The sequence below is a fragment of the Lysobacter changpingensis genome, from assembly GCF_017308985.1.
Classification (GTDB): domain Bacteria; phylum Pseudomonadota; class Gammaproteobacteria; order Xanthomonadales; family Xanthomonadaceae; genus Lysobacter_J; species Lysobacter_J changpingensis.
Genome location: NZ_JADWPE010000002.1, coordinates 716,064 through 737,815, shown reverse-complemented (window position 1 = coordinate 737,815; position 21,752 = coordinate 716,064). Strand labels below are relative to the sequence as shown.

Sequence of the window (21,752 nt, the reverse complement as noted above, 5' to 3'; positions counted from 1 at the left end):
CTTGCAGTCCGCAGCGGCGAAACTCGGTCCGACCCGCATCACCGATCCGGCCGCGTTCGGTCGCGTCGCCGTGCTGATGGGCGGCACCAGCGCCGAACGCGAGGTCTCGCTGGACTCGGGCCGCAACGTGCTCGAAGCGCTGCGCTCGCGCGGCGTCGATGCGTTCGCCGTCGATGGCATCCCGGCGCTGATCGACGCGATCCGCGCCGACAGCGTCGATCGCGTGTTCAACATCCTCCACGGCAACAAGGGCGGCGGCGAAGACGGCGTGCTGCAGGGCCTGTGCGAAGCGCTCGGCGTTCCGTACACCGGTTCGGACGTGCTGGGTTCGGCGCTGACGATGGACAAGATCCGCACCAAGCAGGTGTGGCTCGCCATCGGCCTGCCGACGCCGCGTTACGTGCGCCTGGCGAAGGGCAGTGACGTGCACTCCGCCGCGCGCGAGCTCGGGCTGCCGGTATTCATCAAGCCGTCGAGCGAAGGCTCCAGCGTCGGCGTGTCGCGCGTGCTGAGCGACGCCGACCTCGATGCCGCCGTCGAACTCGCCGCGAACTATCCGGGCGAGATGCTGATGGAGCAGCTGATCGTCGGCGAGGAACTCACCGTGCCGGTGCTCAACGACATCGCGCTGCCGTCGATCCGCATCGTCCCGAAGGGCGAGTGGTACGACTACCACGCCAAGTACATTTCCGACGACACGCAGTACCTGTGCCCCGGCCTGGAAGGCTCGGAGGAAGCGGAGATCGGCCGCATCGCGGCGGAGGCCTTCGTCGCAGCCGGTTGCCGCGGCTGGGGTCGCGTGGACTTCATGCGCGATCGCGCGACCGGCCAGCTGTACCTGCTCGAAGTGAACACCGCGCCGGGCATGACCAGTCATTCGCTGGTGCCCAAGGCCGCGCGCCAGATCGGCATCGAGTTCGACGAGCTGTGCTGGCGCGTGCTCGAGTCCAGCCTGGCCGACGACACGAACGCGGGAGGTGCGCTGGCGTGAACGCCATGCTTCGCCTCGTCGGATGGATCCTCGCGCTGGCGCTGGTCGCGCTGCCGGTCGTGGCCGTGCTCAACGGCTGGATCGGCGCGTCGCACTGGCCGCTGACGAAGCTGCGCGCGACGGGCCAGTTCGAGCGCGTCGATGGCGTGCTGCTGCAGAAGACGCTGCTGCCGTACGCGCAGCGCGGCTTCTTCGCGGTGGATCTGGCGGGCGCGCAGGACGCGGTGTCGAAGCTGCCGTGGGTCGAGCGCGCCGAAGTGCGCAAGCGCTGGCCCGATGTGCTGGAAGTGACGGTGTTCGAACACCGCCCGTTCGCACGCTGGAGCGGCGGGATGCTGCTGTCGGAGCAGGGCAGGCTTTTCCCGGCGAAGGGCATCGACGTGCCGAAGGGGCTGCCGCTGCTCGGCGGTCCCGAAGCGCGCGTCAGTGAAGTCGTCGAGCTCTACAACGAATCGCGCGCGATGTTCGCGCCGATCGGTCTTGAAGTGCGCGAAGTCGGCCTCGATCCGCGCGGCAGCTGGACGCTCGGCCTCGACAACGGTGCGCGCATCGTGGTCGGTCGCAGCGAGGCGCGTGCACGCCTGTCGCGTTTCGTGCGCCTGCTGCCGCAGCTGCTCACGCAGCAGGCGCAGGTGCTCAAGCTCGCCGACCTTCGTTACACCAATGGTTTTGCATTGACGTGGGCGCCCGTGCCGGCGCCGGCGGCAGTACCGCAGCAGCAGGGACAATCATGAGCGTGTTGTTATGAATCGCAAGGGTGACAAGTCGCTGATCGTCGGCCTCGACATCGGCACCTCGAAGGTGGTGGCGCTGGTGGGTGAATACTCGCCGGGCAACCCGATCGAGGTGATCGGTATCGGCTCGCACGAATCGCGCGGCCTCAAGCGCGGCGTCGTGGTGGACATCGAGTCCACCGTGCAGTCGATCCAGCGCGCCATCGAGGAAGCCGAGCTGATGGCCGGCTGCGAGATCCGTTCGGTCTACGCGTCGATCTCCGGCAACCACGTGCAGTGCCGCAACTCGCAGGGCATCGCACCGATCCGCGACGGCGAAGTCACTTACGGCGACCTGGATCGCGTGCTCGAAGCGGCCAAGGCCGTCGCGATCCCGGCCGACCAGAAGATCCTGCATGCGATCCCGCGCGACTACGTGCTCGACGATTCGCAGGAAGGCATCCGCAATCCCGTCGGCATGACCGGCGTGCGCCTGGAAGTGCACGCGCACCTGGTCGTGTGCGCGCAGTCGGCGGCAGCGAACATCAGCAAGTGCGTGCAGCGCTGCGGCCTGCAGGTTGACGACCTGATCCTCAGCGTGCTCGCCTCCAGCCAGGCCGTGCTCACCAGCGACGAGCGCGAGCTCGGCGTGGTGCTGGTCGACATCGGTGCCGGTACGACCGACATCGCGGTGTTCGTCGGCGGCGCGATCGCACACAGCGCGAGCCTGCCGATCGCCGGCGACAAGGTGACCGAGGACATCGCGCACATGCTGCGCACGCCGACGCCGGAAGCCGAGCAGATCAAGGTGCGCTACGCCTGCGCGCTGGCGCAGATGGCGACGGCGGAAGAGTCCATCCAGGTTCCGAGCGTCGGCGATCGCCCGCCGCGCCGCATGCCGCGCGCCTCGCTCGCGCAGGCCGTGCAGGCGCGCTACGAGGAGATCTTCGAAATGATCCAGGCCGAGCTGCGCCGCAGCGGCTTCGAGCAGCACGTGCGCGCCGGCATGGTGCTCACCGGCGGCGCCGCGAAGATGGAAGGCGTGGTCGAACTGGCCGAGGAAATGCTGCAGATGCCGGTGCGCGTGGGCATTCCGCAGCACGTGACCGGTCTTGGCGAGGTGGTGGGCAACCCGGTGCACGCGACCGGCGTGGGCCTGCTGCTGATGGGCAGCCAGATCGAGAACCCGCGCCGCCCGGTGATCCCAACCGGCCGCGCGGGCAGCTTCTTCAACAAGATCAAGAACTGGTATCGCGGCGAGTTCTGACGACGCGGCGACCAGGGGTTTTCAAGGAATCGACGCGGCATGGGCCGACGCCGGTTCCCGATCCGGGCAGGGCCTGGATCGAGCGGGCAGGCGAGGCGATGACGGCAGTACTTGCGGTTCCGGCACTACGACGATTCGAAAGCACAGCAAATAACTAGCACTACATAACGAGGACGACGACATGGCACATTTCGAACTGGTTGAAAAAATGGCCCCGAACGCGGTCATCAAGGTGGTCGGCGTGGGTGGCGGCGGCGGCAACGCCGTGGCGCACATGGTCAGCGGCAACGTCGATGGCGTGGAATTCATCACCGCCAACACCGACGCGCAGGCCATCAAGAACTGCGGCGCGAAGCTGCAACTGCAGCTCGGCAGCAACGTCACCAAGGGCCTGGGCGCAGGCGCGAATCCGGAAGTCGGCCGCCAGGCCGCGCTGGAAGACCGCGAACGCATCATGGACGCGCTGACCGGCGCCGACATGGTGTTCATCACCGCCGGCATGGGCGGCGGCACCGGCACCGGCGCTGCGCCGGTCGTGGCGCAGCTGGCCAAGGAGATGGGCATCCTGACGGTGGCCGTGGTCACCAAGCCGTTCCCGTTCGAAGGCCGTCGCCGCATGCAGGTCGCGCTGAAGGGCATCGAGGAACTGAGCCACCACTGCGACTCGCTGATCACCATCCCGAACGAGAAGCTGATCACCGTACTGGGTCGCAACGCGACGATGATCCAGGCCTTCCGCGCCGCCAACGACGTGCTGCTCGGCGCCGTGCAGGGCATCGCCGACCTGATCGTGCGTCCGGGCCTGATCAACGTCGACTTCGCCGACGTGCGCACCGTGATGAGCGAGATGGGCTTGGCGATGATGGGCACGGGCGCCGCGCGCGGCGACGATCGTGCACAGGCCGCGGCGGAAGCGGCGATCCAGAACCCGCTGCTGGACGACGTGAACCTGTCCGGCGCCAACGGCATCCTGGTCAACATCACGGCCGGTCCGGATTTCACGATGGCCGAGTTCGACGAAGTCGGCCGCACCATCGAGAACTTCGCCTCCGAGGACGCGACCGTCGTCATCGGCACCGTGCTGGATCCGGACATGCAGGACGAGGTGAAGGTCACCGTGGTCGCCACGGGCCTGAACCGGGCCGTCGCCCGCCAGAGCCAGCGCGGCAACGAGCGCGAGGCGTACCGCGCCCCGATCTCGCTGGTGCGCAACGCCACGACCGGCCAGCCGGAATTCTCGGCGATGGACGAGATGCCGTCGGCCCGCCCGAGCTTCGGCAACAGTCTGCGCGGCAGCGCCGGCGCCCGCAGCGCGGAACCGGCGGCGACGCCGGCCGTGGCGGACTTCGGCAGCGACAGCAGCTACCTGGACATCCCCGCGTTCCTGCGCCGCCAGGCTGACTGACGTACCTCGTCCGGCGGCGCTTCAACCCGCCGCCGGACGCTGAGCTTCACCCGGCCTTCCCCGGCGACGGGGAAGGCCATGTCGCCGTCGTCCTTCTGGCCCCTCGTGGGGCAGGGGCCGGCCGGTCCGCCCAGGCGGGTCCGGCCGGCCGTCTTGACGCCGGCTTTCCGTGACTCGTTTCCGTCATGGTTCAGCGTTCGCGGTGCTATTCTTGCCGGCCGTTCAGGCGAGAACCATTTGCATTCGCCTGCGGTCGCACACACCTGTAACAAGAAGAACGCCGCCTCCCAAGGTTCCCCCATGCTGCGCCAGCGCACCCTCAAGAACGTGATCCGCGCCACCGGCGTGGGCCTGCACAGTGGCGAGAAGGTGTTTCTCACGCTGCGTCCGGCGCCGGTCGATACCGGGATCGTGTTCCGTCGCGTGGACCTGGACCCGGTGGTGGAAGTGCCGGCGAGCGCCGAGCTGGTCACCGAGACCACGCTCTGCACGGGCCTGAGCTGCGGTCCGGCCAAGATCCAGACCGTCGAGCACCTGCTGTCCGCGCTGGCGGGCCTGGGCGTCGACAATCTCTATGTGGAGCTGTCCGCGGCCGAAGTGCCGATCATGGACGGCTCCTCCGGTCCGTTCGTGTTCCTGCTGCAGTCGGCGGGCATCCTCGAACAGGACGCGCCCAAGCGCTTCATCCGCATCCGCCAGCCGGTGGAAGTGCGCGAGGGCGACAAGGTCGCGCGGTTCGAGCCGTACGACGGCTTCCGCCTCGACTTCACCGTGCAGTTCGACCATCCGGCGATCCCGGCGTCGCAGTCGCGCGCGGTGGTGGAGTTCTCCACCGCCAACTACATCCAGGAAGTCAGCCGCGCCCGCACGTTCGGTTTCATGCGCGACCTGGAATACATGCGCGAGCGCAACCTCGGCTTGGGCGGCTCGATGGACAACGCGATCGTGCTGGACGAATTCCGCGTGCTGAACGACGACGGCCTGCGTTACGCCGACGAATTCGTCCGCCACAAGATCCTCGACGCCGTCGGCGACCTGTATCTGGCGGGGCGTCCGATCATCGGGGCGTATGTCGGTTACAAGTCCGGCCACGCCCTCAACAACAAGCTGGTGCGCGCGCTGCTCGCCGAGCGCTCGGCCTGGGACGAGGTCAGCTTCACCGAGTCCGACCTCCACGACGCGCCTGTCACCTACGGGATTCCGGCAACCGCCTGAGCGCGGTTCGCAAAGCGGCTGGGCACACGCCGCAAGCGTTTTCATGAATTGGGCGGGCGTCACAGACGTGAACTTCACGTGACGCCTTAACCTTTTTTTAACCAAATATTTCCGAAAGGTTTCTAACCTCTTAACAAATTCAAGGGGTTAGCCCTTTAGCATGCCCCGGACCCTGGCGTATCGACGCAATGGCGACACCTCAGCCGATGCGAAGAAATCTCAGGTCGGATCCCGGGAGCCGGAAGTATCCGGGTCTTTCAGGGAATCCAGCGCTGCCTGCAGAGCCTGCAGTGCAGTGGCGGAGATGGGTTTGGCTTTCCGGTCCGATTGCGGGGAGGCAGTCACCGGCGTTGTCGTTTTGACGATGAGTTCAGCCGCATCCAGCCCGATGGAACGGGCCGCGTCGAGCAGTTCAGGGGCAGCGAGCCGCATCTTGGCCCGCCATACCGGGGCATCGACGACAAACACGAGCCGGCCACCCCGCTCGTAGTTGGCCAGTCGCGCATGCGCGGCCAGCGACGGTGGGAGGAGCGGGCGAAACCGTTGGTCCAGTTCGTCGAGCCAAATGGCACGTCGTACGGGACCGCCAGCGGGCTCGGCGAGCAGCGCATCCAGCGCGGCGCGTGGAGTCGAGGGGCCGCCTTTGCGGGGCCTGGGCTTGGAATCAGAACTGGACATGACTTATTCGACCATCCTAAACAAATCGCGCGTGCAGCTCTCGCATTGGCTGCATCGCGCCGGCCACTGGGGCGCGCAGCGTCCCGCGCTGGCGATGGCGCTGCTGCTGGGCACCGGCACCGCGCTCGGCGCGGGCATCGGCCTGGCCGACAACGCCGTCCTGCGCAGCAAGGCCGACCGGCAGGAGGCGCTGATCGAAGCGACCCGCCGCGACGCCCAGCGTGAAATCAACGCCCTGGCCGCCCGCATGGGCGAGCTCCAGGCAGAGGCCAACCGCCTCAACGCCCTCGGCGAGCGCCTGACCCGCATCGGCCAGCTCCAGGACGGCGAGTTCGACTTCGACAAGCCGGTGGGCGTCGGTGGTGTCGGCCCCGTGCGCGACATGACCAAGTCCGAACTGGACGATGGCATGGCCACGCTGGACGCGCAGTTCAAGGCGTCGGGCGAGCAGCTGTCCGTGCTGGAATCGCTGCTGTTCAACCGCCAGCTCGACATGAACGCCGTGCCGGGCCGCGAGCCGATCGCCAACAGCTACATCACCTCCGGCTTCGGCGGTCGCGCCGACCCCTTCAGCGGCGGGCATGCCAACCACAAGGGCATCGATTTCAAGGCGAACGTCGGCGATCCGGTGCTCGCGGTGGCCGACGGCGTGGTCAGCTACTCGGGCGTGCGCTCGGGCTACGGCAACGTCATCGAAGTGGATCACGGCAACGGCTACGTCACACGCTACGCGCACAATTCGCGCCTGACCCGCAAGGTCGGCGAGCTGGTCCGCGCCGGGCAGGAAATCGCCAAGGCCGGTTCCACGGGCCGCTCGACCGGCGCCCACGTGCACTTCGAGGTGTGGGAGAACGGTCGGGTCGTGAACCCCCGCAAGTTCCTGAGCCAGCAGTCGCCGTTGAAGATGGAGATCAAGGGCTGAAGTAGGCGTCAGGGGAGGGATGGGTGAGACTTCGGGGCAACCGGACGCCTCACGAGGATCCCGGGCCCTCCGCGACACGCTCCAGGCGCCCGGACGGTGCAAGGCGGTGCCTTGCAAGCACCCGCCCTCGCCCACACGCTACAATCGGCGTGGCCACAGTTCAGGCTCGAGACGATCGGGGCGCGCGGCGCCCCGATTTCATTTGAGCCGGCCAGAGCCTTCCTTCGGGGAACTCGCTGGCGGACGCGGACTCTGATGCGTCCAGCCGCCGGTTTCCCTGTTCCGCTACAACGGACCCAGTCGCACTCCATGCTCAACAGCCTGCTTACCCGCGTTTTCGGCAGCCGTAACGAACGCCTGCTGCGCCAACTGCAACGCTCCGTCGCCAAGATCAACGCACTTGAGCCGGAGATGCAGAAGCTCTCCGACGAGCAGCTGCAGGCCAAGACGCCGGAGTTCCAGAAGCGCATCGCCGATGGCGAATCGCTCGACAGGATCCTGCCGGAGGCGTTCGCCGTCTGCCGCGAGGCATCCAAGCGCGTGCTCGGCATGCGCCACTACGACGTCCAGCTGATCGGTGGCATGGTCCTGCACCTGGGCAAGATCGCCGAAATGCGCACCGGCGAAGGCAAGACCCTCGTCGCGACCCTGCCGGTCTACCTCAACGCGCTGGAAGGCAAGGGCGTCCACGTCGTCACCGTGAACGACTATCTCGCCCGCCGCGACTCGGCCTGGATGGGCCGCCTGTACAACTGGCTGGGCCTGTCGGTCGGCGTCGTCTACCCGGGCATGCCGCACGGCGACAAGCACGCGGCGTACGGCGCGGACATCACCTACGGCACCAACAACGAATTCGGCTTCGACTACCTGCGCGACAACATGGCGCTGTCGAAGGACGACCGCTTCCAGCGCGGCCTGCATTACGCGATCGTCGACGAGGTCGACTCGATCCTGATCGACGAGGCACGTACGCCGCTGATCATCTCCGGCCCGGCCGACGAGTCGCCGGAGCTGTACATCAAGGTCAACCGCATCGTCCCGCAGCTGTCGCGCCAGGCGACGGAAGACAGCGAAGGCGACTACTGGGTCGACGAGAAGAGCAAGCAGGTGCACCTGTCCGAAGCCGGCCAGGAACACGCCGAGGACCTGCTGCGCCAGGCCGGCATCCTGCAGGGCGACGACGATTCGCTGTACGGCGCGCAGAACCTCAGCGTCGTGCACCACCTCAATGCCGCCATGCGCGCGCACGCCATCTACCAGCGCGACGTGGACTACATCGTGCGCGACGGCGAGGTGGTGATCGTCGACGAATTCACCGGCCGCACGCTGGCCGGCCGCCGCTGGTCGGACGGCCTGCACCAGGCGGTGGAAGCGAAGGAAGGCGTGCCGGTCCAGCGCGAGAACCAGACGCTGGCGAGCATTACCTTCCAGAACCTGTTCCGCATGTACAAGAAGCTGTCCGGCATGACCGGTACGGCGGACACCGAAGCGTACGAGTTCCAGAGCATCTACGGCCTGGAAGTCATCGTGATCCCGACCCACAAGCCGGTGCAGCGAAAGGATCACCCCGACGCGGTGTTCCTCAACCGCAACGGCAAGTACCGAGCGGTGCTCAACGAGATCAAGGACGCCAACGCGCGCAAGCAGCCGGTGCTGGTCGGCACGACCTCGATCGAAGTGTCGGAAATGCTCAGCCAGCAGCTGCGCGATGCCGGCATCCACCACGAGGTGCTCAACGCCAAGCAGCACGAGCGCGAGGCGCAGATCGTCGCGCAGGCCGGTCGCCCGGGCGCGATCACCATCGCCACCAACATGGCCGGCCGCGGTACCGACATCGTGCTGGGCGGTTCGCTCGAGAACGAGATCGCCGAGCATGAGTCGCGCAACGGCGGCGAGATCGACGAAGTCACCAAGGCCCGCCTGAAGTCCGAATGGCAGGCGCGCCACGAAGCGGTCAAGGCCGCCGGCGGCCTGCACATCGTCGGCACCGAGCGCCACGAAAGCCGCCGCATCGACAACCAGCTGCGCGGACGCGCCGGCCGCCAGGGCGACCCGGGCTCCTCGCGCTTCTACCTGTCGCTCGAAGACAACCTGATGCGCATCTTCGCGGCCGACTGGGTGCAGCGCGTGATGGCGCGCATGGGCCTGAAGGAAGACGACATCATCGAAAGCCCGCTGGTGACCAAGCAGATCGCCAACGCGCAGCGCAAGGTCGAAGCCCACAACTTCGACATCCGTAAGAACCTGCTGGACTTCGACGACGTCAACAACGACCAGCGCAAGGTGATCTACGCCCAGCGCGACGAACTGCTGGAAGCCGAGAGCGTCCAGGAGAACATCGAGGGCATCCGCGGCGACGTGGTGGCCGATACGGTGGCGCGCTTCGTCCCGCCGAACTCGGTGGAAGACCAGTGGGACCTGCAGGGCCTGGAAGCGACGCTCGCCTCGGAGTTCGGCGTGCAGATGTCGCTGGCCGACTTCGTCGGCAAGAGCGAGGAAGTCGACGCCGAGACGATCGAGCGCCTCGTGCAGGAAGCCGTCGAAGGTCACTTCGCGCAACGCGAGACGCAGCTGGGCGGCGAGACGATGCGCCTGCTGGAAAAGCACATCATGCTCAACGTGCTGGACCAGAACTGGAAGGAGCACCTGGCGCGCATGGACTACCTGCGCCAGGGCATCCACCTGCGCGGCTACGCGCAGAAGCAGCCCAAGCAGGAATACAAGAAGGAAGCCTTCGAGCTGTTCTCCGAGATGCTGGAGAAGGTCAAGCGCGAAGTCGTGACCCTGCTGGCGCGCGTGCGCATCCGCAGCGAGGAGGAGATCGCCGCGATGGAAGCGCAGGAGCGCGCCGCCGCCGAGGCGCAGGCACGGCAGATGCAGTTCCAGCACGCCTCCGCCGGTGGCTACGGCGCTGACGAGGAAGCCGCGCAGGCACAGGCGGGCGCGGGCGGCGATGTGTTCGCCAATGTCGGCCGCAACGATCCCTGCCCCTGCGGCAGCGGCAAGAAGTACAAGCATTGCCATGGGCAGATCGCCTGACGGCAGCGACTCCGCAGGCCCTCTCCCGCGCGCGGGGGAGGGCAGCCGGAATGCGCGACGCGTTCCGGTGAATGGATGAGCATCACCGCTTCGAAGGACGCCCCGCCGGCCATCGTGCCGGGCGCCGGGTTGCGTCATGTCGAAGTCGTCGCGGGCGTGATCCGCGATGCGCGCGGACGCGTGCTGCTCGCGCGGCGCACCGAAGGCCGCGACCTCGCGGGCCTGTGGGAATTCCCCGGCGGCAAGCACGAACCCGGCGAATCCGCCGAAGCGGCGCTGGCGCGCGAGCTGCACGAGGAGCTCGGCATCGAAGTCGACATCGGCGCGCCGCTGATCAATGTCCCCCAGCGTTATCCCGACAAGCGCCTGCGCCTGGACGTGCGCGTCATCGCCGCATGGCGCGGCCACGCGCGCGGGCTGGAAGGGCAGGCGCTGGTCTGGGTGCCGCCGCAGAAGCTGGCGAGCTATTCGATGCCGCCGGCCGACCGGCCCGTCGTCGCGGCGCTGCTGCAACCGCCGACGTATCTGGTGACGCCAATGCCCGATGGCGGCGACATCGCGTGGCTGGCGCAGCTCGAACAGGCCTTGGCGAACGGCGTTCGTCGCGTGCAACTGCGCGCGACGGGCCTGGATGACGGACGCTGGCGTTCGCTCGTCGCACGCGCGGCGCACGCCTGCCGGCAGGCCGGGGCCGACGTGCTGGTGAATGGCGACGCCACGCTCGCGGTGGAGTTCGGCATCGGCCTGCATCTGCCGGGGCGCCAGTTGCATGCGCTGTCCGGCCGGCCCATTCCGGACGGGCTGCCGCTGGCCGCCTCCTGTCACGACGTCGAGGACCTGCTCGCCGCCGAGGCGATGGGATGCGACTTCGCGCTGCTCGGCACGATCAAGCCGACGCCGAGCCACCCGGGCGTGGAAGGCATCGGTTGGGACGGTTTCGCGCAGATGCGCGAACGCGTGTCGTTGCCGATCTACGCCATCGGCGGCCTCGGCCCGGCCGACGTCGAGGAGGCCCGTGCGCATGGCGCGCAGGGCATCGCGGCGATACGGGGCTTGTGGCCTTCGACGTGAGCGCGCGCGGGGCGCAGGATCCTATCCGCTGACCGCAGCCAGCGACCGGTAACGCCGATCCAGCGCCGCCACATGCTCGGCGAGTGCTTCGATCGGCCCGTCATTCACGATGACGTCGTCCGCGATCGCGAGCCGCTGGTCACGCGTGGCCTGCGCGGCGATCATCCGCTGCGCCAGTTCCGCATCGACGCGGTCGCGCGCCATGACGCGCGCGCGCTGCACGTCGACCGACACATCGACGACGAGGATGCGCGAGAGCCACGGATAAGCGGCACGACCGCCGCCTTCGGCCAGCAGCGGGATCGCGGCGACCGCGTACGGCCCAGGCGCCGCGGCGGAGGTCTCGCGCAGGCTCGCGCGCACGCGGGGATGGATGATGGCTTCCAGGCGGCGGCGTGCGGCGGCGTCGCCGAAGACGTGGCGGCGCATCGCGGCGCGATCCAGGCTGCCGTCGGGCGCGAGCACGTCGGCGCCGAAGCCCGCGACCACCTCGGCCAGTCCTTCCGAACCCGGGGACACCGCTTCGCGGGCGGCGACGTCCGCGTCCGCGACGACGACGCCCAGCGCCTCGAAGCGGCGCGTGACTTCGCTCTTGCCGGAGGCCACGCCTCCGGTAACGCCGATGATGAATCCGCTCATGGACCTGCGCGCCGCTCCGGGGCGGCTAGGGTAAACCGGCGCGAGCGGTGCCCGTCTATTTCAGTCCGGCGATCTGCATGTACGAGCCGATCAGCTGGTCGCCCCAGAAGAAGGTGATCCAGCCGGCGATGGCGAGGTACGGGCCGAACGGAATCGGCGTCGCGCGGTCGCGACCCTTCATCGCCAGCCAGACCGATCCGACGATCGCGCCGACGACGGACGACAACAGGATCGTCGGCAGGATTCCCTTGAGCCCCGTCCAGGCACCGATGGCCGCCAGCAGCTTGAAGTCGCCGTGGCCCATGCCTTCCTTGCCGGTGAGCTGCTTGAACAGCCACCACACGATCCACAGGCTGAGGTAGCCCGCCACCGCGCCCAGCAACGCCGGCTTGGCCGGGAAGTACAGGTTGTCCGATGCCGCGATCAGGCCCAGCCACATCAGCGGCAGGGTGAGCTGGTCGGGCAGCAGTTGCGTGCGCAGGTCGATGCCGGACAGCACGATCAGGAAGCAGGTGAAGACGATCGCGCCGAAACCCTGCCAGCCGAAGCCGAAGCGCCACACGCTCGCGACCACCAGCAGCATCGTCAGCAGCTCGATGGCCGGGTATTGCGGGGAGATCGGCGCCTTGCAGTTGCGGCACTTCCCGCGCAGCGCGAGGTAGCTGAACACCGGGATGTTCTCGTACCACGACAGCTGGTGCTTGCAGTGTGGACAGTGCGAGCGCTCGACCACGATCCCCGGTGGCGGCGGATCGTAGGTGTCGGGCTCGCCGAGCACCTCGCGGCTGTCGCGCCGCCACTGCCATTCCAGCCGCTTGGGCAGCCGCAGGATGACCACGTTGAGGAAACTGCCGACCAGCAGGCCGAGTCCGGCCGCCAGCGGGAAACCGATGGCGGGGTTTTGATCGAGGAATGCCATTAAGGAGCAGGTTCGAGGTTAGATGGCCGCACCGAGCTTGAAGATGGGGAGGTACATGCCGATCACCATGCCGCCGATCAGCACGCCCAGCACCACCATGATCATAGGCTCGATCAGGCTCGACAGGGCATCCACCGCGTTGTTGACCTCCTGCTCGTAGAACTCGGCCACCTTGAACAGCATTGAGTCCAGCGCACCGGCTTCTTCGCCGATCGCGGTCATCTGGATCACCATGTGCGGGAACAGGTTCACCTGCTTCATCGCGAGGTTGACCTGGTAGCCCACCGATACGTCGTCGCGAATGCGCTTCACCGCCTTCTCGTAGACGGTGTTGCCGGTGGCGCCCGCAACGGTGTCAAGGGCCTCCACCAGCGGCACGCCCGCCTTGAAGGTCACTGCCAGTGTTCGGGCGAAACGGGCGATGGCCGAGTTGTGCATCACCTGGCCGATGACGGGGAGCTTCAGTACCATGCGGTCGAGGAAGTGCGAGAAGGCCAATGACCGGTTCTTGGCCATGATGAAGGCTACGCCAGTGCCTATTACGCTGACCAGCATCAGCCACCAGTAGCTGATCATGAACTCGCTCATGGCGATGATCATGAGCGTGAAAGCAGGCAGGTCGGCGCCGAAATTGCTGAATACTTCCTTGAACTGCGGCACCACGAAGATCAGCAGGATTGCGCTCACCAGGATCGCCACGGCGATCACCGCGGCCGGATAGAACAGCGCCTTCTTGATCTTGCCCTTCAGTGCTTCCAGGTTTTCCTTGTAGGTCGCGATAGTGTCGAGGACGGTCTCGAGCACACCCGCCGACTCGCCCGCCTTGACGAGGTTGCGGTACAGCTCGTCGAACTGCACCGGGTGCTTGGTCAGTGACTCATAGAGCGACGAACCGTTCTCCAGGTCCGAGCGGATGGCATTCACCATCTGCTTCATCCTGGGATTCTTGTGGCCGTTGCCGATGATCTCCAGCGCACCGACGATCGGTACGCCCGACTTCATCATCGTGGCGATCTGGCGGCTGAAGACGGCGATATCGAGCGGAGTGATGCGCTTTCCGGCGCCGCCGAACAGCGGCTTCGGTTTCACCTTCACCACGCCGGGCGTGATGCCCTGGCGGCGCAGCTCGGCACGCACGAAGTTGGCGTTCTTCGCCTGCTGCTCGCCCTTCATCTTCACGCCACGCTTGTCCGTGCCTTCCCACACGAACATGGGCATGGCCTCGACGCGTCGCGCGTTCTGTTGCGTCTTGGAGATCGTACGGGTAGCGGACATGGCTTAGTCCTTGGTAACGCGGTTGATTTCGGCGAGGCTGGTGACGCCGTTCTTTACTTTCAGCAGGGCGGACTGGCGAAGGTCGCGGATGCCCGCCTTCTGCGCCGCTTCGGCGATCTGCATGGCGTTGCCGCCTTCCAGGATGATGGCCTGGATCTCTTCGGACATCGGCATCACCTGGTAGATGCCGGTGCGCCCCTTGTAGCCCTCGGTGCAGTCGGGGCAACCGACAGGCTCGTAGATCTTCAGGCCGGCGGCCACTTCCTCTTGCGAGAAGCCTTCGGCCAGCAGCGCGTGCCCGGGCAGTTCGACTTCGCGCTTGCAGTCGTGCAGGCGGCGCGCCAGTCGCTGGGCGATCACGAGCGTCACCGACGAGGTGATGTTGTACGGCGCCACGCCCATGTTCATCAGACGCGCGATGGTCTGCGGCGCGTCGTTGGTATGAAGGGTGGACAGCACCATGTGGCCCGTCTGCGCGGCCTTGATGCCGATCTCGGCGGTTTCGAGGTCGCGGATTTCGCCGACCATGATCACGTCCGGGTCCTGGCGCAGGAAGCTGCGCAGCGCGGCGGCGAAAGTCATGCCGCGCTTGACGTTCATCTGCACCTGGTTGATGCCCGGCACGCGGATTTCGACCGGGTCCTCGACGGTGGAGATGTTGCGCTGGTCGTCGTTGAGGATGTTCAGCGCGGTATACAGCGACACGGTTTTACCGGAGCCGGTGGGGCCGGTGACCAGCACCATGCCGTAGGGCTTCTGGATCGCCGCGAGGAACAGGTCCTTCTGGTCGTCCTCGTAGCCCAGCTTGTCGATGCCGAGCCTGGCGGCGCTGCCGTCCAGCACACGCAGCACGACCTTCTCGCCGAACAGCGTCGGCAGCGTGCTGACGCGGAAGTCGATCTGCTTGGTCTTGGACAGGTTGAGCTTGATGCGGCCGTCCTGCGGCACGCGCTTCTCGGCGATGTCCAGCTGCGCCATCACCTTCAGGCGCGCGGCGATGCGCGCCTGCAGCTTGACCGGGACTTTCGCCACCGTCTTGAGGATGCCGTCGATGCGCAGGCGCACGCGGTATTCGGTTTCGTACGGCTCGAAATGGATGTCCGATGCGCCCCGGCGGATCGCGTCCACCAGCACCTTGTTGACGAACTTGACGACAGGCGTGTCGTCGCCTTTCGCGTCAACGCCGCTGTCGCTGGACAGATCGTCGTCCTTGCCGACGTCGAGCGTTTCGAGACCTTCGCCGTCGTCGCCCACGGCATCGCCGAGCGCGTCGGTGTGTTCGAGGGCCTTCTCCACGCTTCGTACGATCGTGTCCTGGTCGACCAGGATCGGCTCGATCGTCAGGTTCGTGTGGAACTTGATTTCGTCCAGCGCGTGCGAGTTGGTGGGGTCCGCGACGCCGAGGAACAGCTTGCCGCCGCGCTTGAACAGCGGCAGCACGTGATGCTTGCGCAGCAGTTCCTCGCTGACCAGTCGCACGGCCATCTGCGAAGGGTCGAGCGCGGCGGCGTCGAAGATCGGAATGCCGAATTCGACCGAGTTGGCCGCGGCCATCGCCTTGGGCGTGACCAGCCGTTTTTCGGTCAGGTAGGCGGCAATCGGTTTGCGTTCAGCGCTGGCAGCGCGCATGGCCTCACGGGCGGCGTGCTCTTCGAGCGCGCCGTCCAGAACCAGGCGTCGTGCAATACCGGTGACCCCCACCAGGTTGGCCGTGGCGACCGTGGACATGGTTGACCTTCTGTTTTCCCCGTCTGCAATGTACTCCAAGTCGCCCAGAATGGGGTGTTTCAAGGGCCGGGCCTGAGAGCGGCATCACGTCTCGGCCGTGAAAAACAGCAGCGGGATCGCCAGTACAGCCGAGCCGCGTTCCCAGCGCGCCCCCTGCAGCCGCCGGGAGCCGACGCGGCTAGAGTCGTGCGTGAACGATATAGCCGAAGCTTAACAGGGGGGTGAACCGCTCCACGCCCCTGACGCATGAGGCAGCCAGGCGCGTTCCGGCGCGTTTCAGGCCGGACGATCCGAGGATCATCTCGGTTGCATAGAAGTGGTACGGAATGATCCGCCAACCCGGAATGCCCGCTCGCAGGCAGAGGGTGTTGAGCGTCTTGAACGTGAAGTTGTGAAGATGATCCGGGTGTTGGACCTCTCTTCCGAGCACGCCCATCATCGTGTTGGAAAGACTCATTCCATTCGGTGTCGAGAGGAGCATCTCGCTGCCGGCGAACGATCGCGTCATCTGGCGCAGGAACTCGAGCGGATGCTCGATGTGCTCGATGAATTCGCCGGCGACCACGACGTCGACTCGGTCGAAGCCGAAGGCGTGCAGATCCAGAAGCGTTGCATCGCCCCGAACGATGCGACTGTTCGATCCCGAGACGAGACCCTCGTCCGGAACCTTGGGCGAGTTGTCTACGCCCAGGACCCGCTCGGCCACCTTTCCTATCCGACCGTGAAGCCAGTGCTGCGTATCGCGCTTGACCAGCGCGGTTTCATCAAGGCAACCAATGTCCAGCACCGACTTGCCCCGGCATGCCCCGGAAATATAGTCCAGGCGATCCACCGGCCTAGGGACCGGCAGTTTCTCGAAATTCGCGTAGGTGAGCCGTGGCGTATCCAAAGTCGTCCTTCAGCCCTGCCGGGCGATGAGCATCACGCCGATGGAAATGAAGATGATGCCCGACCACTGGTAGGGCGTGAGCCTTTCCGAGTAGAAGTGCCAGGCCGCAAGCGCCGTGAGAATGTAGAAGAGCGAGCCGGAAAGCGCGAAGGACACCGCAAGACGCTCGCGACTGAGCACGAAGAACCAGACGACATAGCCGCCCACCTGCAGGCAAAGTGCCAGCCAGGTGAAAGGATGCATGGCGGCCGAGAGGATGAAGCTCGTCGGGCCGGCGGCCATCGCCTCGCGGGTCGCCGGGTCCACGATGACCTTTTTCAGCATCAATTGTGCCGACAGCGTGCACAACGTGCTGACGGCGATCAGCAGATAGGTCAGGACGTTCAACTCAGGTATCCACGATAGGAAAGGCGGTAAACCGCCGCGATGCCCCGCGCAAGGGTGGACGGCCATAGGGACGCGAAGATCATCCTATCTTCGGCCAGCCGGCTCCCGTCGACAATGCAGCGTGCCGTCTCGCTGGCCTCGTGAACACGTCGGCGGACTAATGCCCGCCGGACGCGGATCACGGGCGCATGGCGGGACAAGGTGCTCCACGCCAGCCAGTCCATGTTCGTGCGCAGATCCTCGCGAAAGGCGAAGGTGGGTGCGACGGACCGGTCGAAAGTGACGGTGGCGCAGATGATCGGGTTGCCGAACCCCAGCAGCAACTGCCGACGAAGCTGCCCGCGCATCGTGCCCGCACCAAAGGTGGCCATTGCGATCAGGAGGCGCTTGATGCGGTGATTCAAGCCCCAGGTACGCACCCGCCCATCCGGCCACACTTCTTCCGAATCGCAGAACGAGAACGCCGCAGCCGGCGTGGCGCCATGGGCGTCCACGACCGTGCGAACGAAGTCCGGCAGGTACAGGTCGTCCTGATGGGCGAGCGTCACCAGGCGCGCATCCCCCGCCGCTCTGAGCGCGGCATTCCAATCGGGGCCGATGCCACGGTTTGGACCGTGTACATGCAGGGCCGCTCCATGCCGGCGACACAGTTCGTCGAGTCCCTCGAAGGGCGTGGAGGTGCTGACGATCACTCGCGATGGTAGCGATTGCGTCGCCAGTGATCGAAGGCATTCCTCGAGGTAAGGCGAGCGTCCATACGCGAGGACGACGAAGGCATGCTGGTCAGACACGTTCTTCACGCCGTTCCGAGGGGAGCCGGAGCGCTTCCAGGAAGAACGCGGCCAGGCCAACCTCGCCGGCTACCGCCATCATCGTGACGGACGGGATGACCCAACGCATCGTTTCCCTTGGCGCCAACGGGCCGAAGTCGGTGGCAGCCCACAGCGAGACGGCATGCAACGACAGCATGATGCCTGTGGCGAACAGCAACGCCGATGCGATCAGGCATCGTTCCAGCGTGAGTCGCGACAGCCATCGTTGCTGCAGTGGGGAAATCGGAAGCCAGCCGTTGCGAACGCCCATCAGCTTGGTCAGGATCGCGAAAACGACCATCTGCACACCGAGCGTGATCGCGGCGCCCGCGTACGAGAGCGTGTGGATGTCCAGTCCCAGGTTGCCGATCGCGACGGAGTGGAACGCGATCGCGGCCATGCCCAGCATGCCGGCAACGGCAAGTAACAGGCCCGGAATGAGGAAAAGCCAGCGGGGGCTATAGAGCAGGAGGAAGCGCAGATGGCGCCAACCATCGCGCCATGTTCGCAAGTGTGGTGGCCTGGAGCGTCCGTCGGGCGACAGCGTGACCGGCACTTCAGCGATGCGGAGCCGGTTGAGTGCGCTCTTGACCACCATTTCGCTGGCGAATTCCATCCCCGGCGTGGACAGGCCCAGCGATCGGATGGACTCCCTGCGGAAGCCACGCAGCCCGCAGTGAAAGTCTCCGATCGGCACGCGGTAGAAGAGTCGGCCGAGGAAGCTCAGGACGGGATTGCCGAGGTACCGGTGAAGCAGCGGCATCGCCCCGGGCTGGATTCCTCCCTTGAACCGGTTCCCCATCACCAGGTCGGCGCCATCGCGCAGGGCTTCGAGGATGCCCTGCAAGGAGGAGAAGTCGTAACTGTCATCGGCGTCCCCCATCACCACGAAGCGACTCCGCGCCGCCGCGATGCCTCCCCTGAGCGCCCCGCCGTAACCGCGTTCCGCGATGCTCTCGACTCGCGCGCCGGCTGCGATGGCCAGCGCCTGGGAGCCGTCCGTAGAGCCGTTGTCGGCCACGAGCACTTCGCCTGCGACGCCATGGTTCGAAAGGAAATCGCGCGCCTTGCGCACGCAGCGCTCGATCGTTTCGGCCTCGTTGAGGCAGGGCAGCAGGATGGTGAGCTCGAGTTCGTTGCTCATGGGAGCCATGTCATTCCGGCGTGGACAGCGGCCACAACTTGCATTGAAGATCACCGCGACCTTCGAGCACTTCATCGATCGTGCCCAGGTAGCGGATGGACAGCACGCGCTCGCGCGAGGCGAGCACACCCTTGGTCGGAGAGACGACCACGACAGTGTCGGTGTTTGCGTATAGACGTTCCCAGGCGTTCGGTGCCCGCTCGGTAACTGGCGGAGACGGCCCATAGACGAGGGGGCATTCGCGTTCGAGCAACGCGAATACGCGTTCTGCCTTCTCGTTCATGGGGTCGATCGTTGTCGGCAGGATGGGGGCCGCAATCAAGGCGCAGCTCGTGAGCTGGCGATCGAGTTTGCCCGGCAGGAACTTCTGGTGAATCCACCAGTAACTCGAATCATCAGGAGCGGTTGCGGCTCGATAGCGGACCTGCACGCAATCGCTCCAATCGACGGTAAATCCCAACCGCCGGATCATCACGGCGACCGCGTTTCGAAGGCGATCCTGCTTGCTCACTGCGGGAAAAGCCGGAAACAGCAGTCTCGTTCGGCCCTTCCATCGTTCGAAGCGTCGCTTGAGTTGGTCGCCGTTCGCGCCGTGCATTGGAAGGGACATCTGCCCAATGGGATTGATCAGCGCACCGTTACGATGGAAGAACGCTGCGAGCGATGCATTCGTTTGTGAGCCGCCGACAACCAGGTGCAGATACGGAGTGTCGGCTAGCTTTTCCGGCACTTCGACCGGAAGGTAAGACGCGTTCGTCCACGGCTCCGCTGCGATGCGGACGTCCTGGCCGGAAACGAAATGAGCCAACTGCAGCGGAATCACGATGAGCGCGAGGCTACGCGCAAGCTTGTCCGGCATGACCAGGTAGCAGGCGCGCGCCAGCCACAGCCCCATCAGCATCAGCAGCGCCAACGCATAACGCCCGTTACCGGACGTGGCCAGCCATCCGACATAGGCAACGATGCAGAAAACGGCGAGATCGGCGTCGGCCCCCGACCATCGCGAGACATGATTTGACGTAGCTTGCGTTCGACGCCGGACAAGGCGATGAACGGCGATCAGTACTCCGCCCAGTGTCACCATCAAGGCGAGGGCAGGGCGGATATCGGGAGCGAAGGTCTCCTGGTAGACATAGCGCCGCATGGACGCCATTTCCCATAGCCGCGAGATCCACTGCAACGGCGAGTCGGGCATGAAGCGCCGCGCCATGAGCGGCTGCGTCGACACGTGCGGCGAGTGGAAGATGTTGTTGGCGAATGGGAATACCGGGTTGCCGAAATGTTCCCAGAGCACCCAGGCATGCCACCCCATGCCTGCCGCGACGCCCACTGCGCCTCCCATGGCGCAAAGCAGCAGCGACGCAACCGGGAGTCGGCCGCGTGCGGTTTGCCAGATGGCCATTGCGCCGGCTGCGGCAACGAAGATGGCGTTGCTCAACTTGATGGCAAAGGCCAATCCGATCAGCGTGCCGGCCGCTATGGCTATCCATGGCGAGCGGCGTCCGTTCAGCGAAACGAGGCACCAGATGCCGCCTAGCACGAGGACCGCTGAAATCGGGTCCGCGGAGGACGTGCCCAAGGTCATGAGGAAAGAGGGCGAGACTGCCGCAAGTGCGGTGGCGAGGGTTCGCCACAACACCGCCTTGCGTTCATGGGTCCACAGTGCGCCCGTAATCCGCCAGACGAAATAGATGGCCAGTGCATGTAGAAGCCCAAGCAGCAGCCCTACGACCCAGGAGGGCAGGCCTGCAGAGACCAGCACATAGAACGGCAGGTAACCCAGCGGGTTCTGGTAACTCTGCGGTCCGGCACCGAAGAAGTCGGCGTCGATACGGCCCGTCATCCACGCGAAGGGGATGTAATAGTGATGATTGAAGACGTCCCAGCTGGCGTCCTTGCCTGCGCAGAAGATCCAGAGCGATGCCAGGATCGCGATCACCGTCGCAGCCGTAGCCTCGCGTGGCAGCCGCAAGGATGCAGCGTCGTCGATGGGATGCGCTCTCGCGCGATCCATGGCTTGTACCATGCGAAACTCCCCGTTCCGGTCGGCTGATGGCCGATCGACTTCAAACGGCAGCCGGTAACCCACGGCTGCGAACCCCAAGATTAGTTTGCCAAAAAAAACCCCGACCGAAGCCGGGGTTTTTGTTCAACTGACAATTGCGATTACTTGCACGAACCCGGCAGGAACTTGGGGTCGATGCCGGAGGTGGTGCCCGGCTTGCAATCGAAGGCGGTGATCTGCTCACCGATGTTGTTCGCCGTGGCAGCCGCCGGCGGGTTGCCGGCCATCGGGATCAGGTCGATCGTGGTGCTGGCCGCATCGCCCAGGCTGCCGTCAGCACTGGTGGTGACGGTGATCTTGCCGACGCCGTCGGTAGCGACGGAGGCCACGAACTTGGTCGCCGTGGTGGTTTCGCAGCCCCACTCGCCGGCGCCCGGCAGCGCGGTGCCGCTGGCGCTCTGGTACACCTCGGCCACCGTCGTGCGGCACTGGCTGGCCGCCAGGATCGCTTCCGACACCTTGGCCTTGATGGTGTAGGTCTGGTAGGCCGGCAGCGCGATGGCGGCCAGGATGCCGATGATCGCGACGACGATCATCAGTTCGATGAGGGTAAAGCCCTGCTGCTTCTTCATACGATTTCCCCTAGGAGTGTT

18 protein-coding genes and 1 pseudogene are annotated in these 21,752 nt (G+C 65.9%); 8 read left to right on the top strand and 11 right to left on the bottom strand.

Annotated elements, in window-relative coordinates:
• Position 1 precedes the first annotated feature (1 nt).
• The 5 genes and pseudogenes from I4U41_RS05015 (at position 2) to lpxC (ending at position 5,591) form a co-directional block, all read left to right on the top strand.
• On the top strand, positions 2 to 991 hold the full coding sequence (locus I4U41_RS05015) for a D-alanine--D-alanine ligase (protein ID WP_255542014.1): 990 nt from the start codon (positions 2 to 4) through the stop codon (positions 989 to 991).
• Positions 988 to 1,725, top strand: coding sequence for a cell division protein FtsQ/DivIB (locus tag I4U41_RS05010; RefSeq protein ID WP_206860005.1), 738 nt, complete (start codon positions 988 to 990; stop codon positions 1,723 to 1,725). Before I4U41_RS05015 ends, I4U41_RS05010 begins: the two co-directional genes overlap by 4 nt.
• Before the next feature lie 10 nt (positions 1,726 to 1,735).
• Positions 1,736 to 2,971 carry a cell division protein FtsA gene (gene ftsA, locus I4U41_RS05005; protein ID WP_115841421.1) on the top strand — a complete coding sequence of 412 codons (1,236 nt, stop codon included), beginning with the start codon at positions 1,736 to 1,738 and terminating at the stop codon, positions 2,969 to 2,971.
• Positions 2,972 to 3,152: 181 nt separating this feature from the next.
• Positions 3,153 to 4,212, top strand: a pseudogene (gene ftsZ, locus I4U41_RS05000) (cell division protein FtsZ); the annotation flags it as partial.
• A gap of 464 nt (positions 4,213 to 4,676) precedes the next feature.
• Complete coding sequence (gene lpxC, locus I4U41_RS04995) at positions 4,677 to 5,591, top strand: UDP-3-O-acyl-N-acetylglucosamine deacetylase (protein WP_206860003.1); 915 nt, start codon at positions 4,677 to 4,679, stop codon at positions 5,589 to 5,591.
• Positions 5,592 to 5,810: 219 nt separating this feature from the next.
• On the opposite strand, the gene I4U41_RS04990 is transcribed toward lpxC, so the two are convergent.
• A complete protein-coding gene (locus I4U41_RS04990; RefSeq protein WP_206860002.1) occupies positions 5,811 to 6,269 on the bottom strand; it encodes a DciA family protein in 459 nt (152 codons plus the stop codon).
• Here I4U41_RS04990 and I4U41_RS04985 point away from each other — a divergent pair.
• The 3 genes from I4U41_RS04985 (at position 6,268) to I4U41_RS04975 (ending at position 11,301) form a co-directional block, all read left to right on the top strand.
• Entirely contained in the window at positions 6,268 to 7,191 is a 924-nt protein-coding gene (locus I4U41_RS04985) for a M23 family metallopeptidase (RefSeq protein WP_206860001.1), read from the top strand. The two genes, I4U41_RS04990 and I4U41_RS04985, sit on opposite strands and share 2 nt — an antisense overlap.
• 309 nt (positions 7,192 to 7,500) lie before the next feature.
• The gene (secA, locus tag I4U41_RS04980; RefSeq protein WP_206860000.1) at positions 7,501 to 10,230 is read left to right on the top strand and encodes a preprotein translocase subunit SecA; all 2,730 of its coding nucleotides are present in this window, start codon (positions 7,501 to 7,503) and stop codon (positions 10,228 to 10,230) included.
• 75 nt (positions 10,231 to 10,305) lie between these two features.
• Positions 10,306 to 11,301 carry a Nudix family hydrolase gene (locus tag I4U41_RS04975; protein WP_242524986.1) on the top strand — a complete coding sequence of 332 codons (996 nt, stop codon included), beginning with the start codon at positions 10,306 to 10,308 and terminating at the stop codon, positions 11,299 to 11,301.
• A gap of 21 nt (positions 11,302 to 11,322) precedes the next feature.
• On the opposite strand, the gene coaE is transcribed toward I4U41_RS04975, so the two are convergent.
• The 10 genes from coaE to I4U41_RS04925 form a co-directional block, all read right to left on the bottom strand.
• Complete coding sequence (gene coaE / locus I4U41_RS04970) at positions 11,323 to 11,940, bottom strand: dephospho-CoA kinase (RefSeq protein ID WP_206859999.1); 618 nt, start codon at positions 11,938 to 11,940, stop codon at positions 11,323 to 11,325.
• Positions 11,941 to 11,995: 55 nt separating this feature from the next.
• The gene (locus I4U41_RS04965) at positions 11,996 to 12,859 is read right to left on the bottom strand and encodes a prepilin peptidase (RefSeq protein ID WP_206859998.1); all 864 of its coding nucleotides are present in this window, start codon (positions 12,857 to 12,859) and stop codon (positions 11,996 to 11,998) included.
• 18 nt (positions 12,860 to 12,877) lie between these two features.
• Positions 12,878 to 14,134 carry a type II secretion system F family protein gene (locus I4U41_RS04960; RefSeq protein ID WP_206859997.1) on the bottom strand — a complete coding sequence of 419 codons (1,257 nt, stop codon included), beginning with the start codon at positions 14,132 to 14,134 and terminating at the stop codon, positions 12,878 to 12,880.
• 3 nt (positions 14,135 to 14,137) lie between these two features.
• Positions 14,138 to 15,862 (bottom strand): type IV-A pilus assembly ATPase PilB, encoded by a 1,725-nt coding sequence (gene pilB / locus I4U41_RS04955; protein ID WP_206859996.1) that lies wholly within the window; start codon positions 15,860 to 15,862, stop codon positions 14,138 to 14,140.
• Positions 15,863 to 16,040: 178 nt separating this feature from the next.
• Positions 16,041 to 16,694 (bottom strand): methyltransferase domain-containing protein, encoded by a 654-nt coding sequence (locus tag I4U41_RS04950; protein ID WP_206859995.1) that lies wholly within the window; start codon positions 16,692 to 16,694, stop codon positions 16,041 to 16,043.
• 66 nt (positions 16,695 to 16,760) lie between these two features.
• Complete coding sequence (locus I4U41_RS04945) at positions 16,761 to 17,138, bottom strand: hypothetical protein (protein WP_206859994.1); 378 nt, start codon at positions 17,136 to 17,138, stop codon at positions 16,761 to 16,763.
• Positions 17,135 to 17,938 carry a glycosyltransferase gene (locus I4U41_RS04940; RefSeq protein WP_206859993.1) on the bottom strand — a complete coding sequence of 268 codons (804 nt, stop codon included), beginning with the start codon at positions 17,936 to 17,938 and terminating at the stop codon, positions 17,135 to 17,137. Before I4U41_RS04940 ends, I4U41_RS04945 begins: the two co-directional genes overlap by 4 nt.
• The gene (locus tag I4U41_RS04935) at positions 17,922 to 19,094 is read right to left on the bottom strand and encodes a glycosyltransferase family 2 protein (protein WP_206859992.1); all 1,173 of its coding nucleotides are present in this window, start codon (positions 19,092 to 19,094) and stop codon (positions 17,922 to 17,924) included. The genes I4U41_RS04940 and I4U41_RS04935 overlap by 17 nt, the downstream gene beginning before the upstream one ends.
• Before the next feature lie 10 nt (positions 19,095 to 19,104).
• Entirely contained in the window at positions 19,105 to 21,120 is a 2,016-nt protein-coding gene (locus I4U41_RS04930; RefSeq protein ID WP_206859991.1) for a glycosyltransferase family 87 protein, read from the bottom strand.
• Between the two features lie 140 nt (positions 21,121 to 21,260).
• The gene (locus I4U41_RS04925) at positions 21,261 to 21,731 is read right to left on the bottom strand and encodes a pilin (RefSeq protein ID WP_206859990.1); all 471 of its coding nucleotides are present in this window, start codon (positions 21,729 to 21,731) and stop codon (positions 21,261 to 21,263) included.
• Positions 21,732 to 21,752 lie beyond the last annotated feature (21 nt).